Genomic DNA, 368 nt, shown 5'->3' with positions numbered 1-368 from the left:
AGGGCTGCGATAATCTGCGGCTTTTTCAGGTGTCCGAAGAAGTTTGCTTTTGTCGGCTGCCACCAGTCGCGCATGTGGAATCCGATAGCGGTTTCCAGCGAGTCAAGCGGACTGCGTGACGTGTGACCACACTCGCGGGTCTGGACACCGTTAAGACTGCACGCGGTACAGAAACTGAGCAGGGATAACAGCACCTCCTGGCTGAGTGACAGGAACGTCGTCATGTCCCGTGTCCATCCCTCCGGCAGCAGGGCTGCAAGCCGGGCTTTTTCTGCCATCAGCGCCATGAATGCGGCACCTTCCTTCCCTGACGGCGCATCGCTGGTCAGCGAATAATGTTTACATTCCAGGCTGATTTGTGCTGGTTT

1 pseudogene is annotated in these 368 nt (G+C 56.8%); it reads right to left on the bottom strand.

From position 1 onward, the window contains the following. Nucleotides 1–368: pseudogene (locus tag BEB54_RS28345) on the bottom strand (ParB/RepB/Spo0J family partition protein); the annotation flags it as partial.

Origin of the sequence: Escherichia sp. MOD1-EC6021, from assembly GCF_002965245.1 — a bacterium.
GTDB lineage: Bacteria > Pseudomonadota > Gammaproteobacteria > Enterobacterales > Enterobacteriaceae > Escherichia > Escherichia coli_F.
The sequence above is the reverse complement of the archived record's forward strand: the minus strand, read 5'-3'. Positions and strand labels throughout refer to the sequence as shown.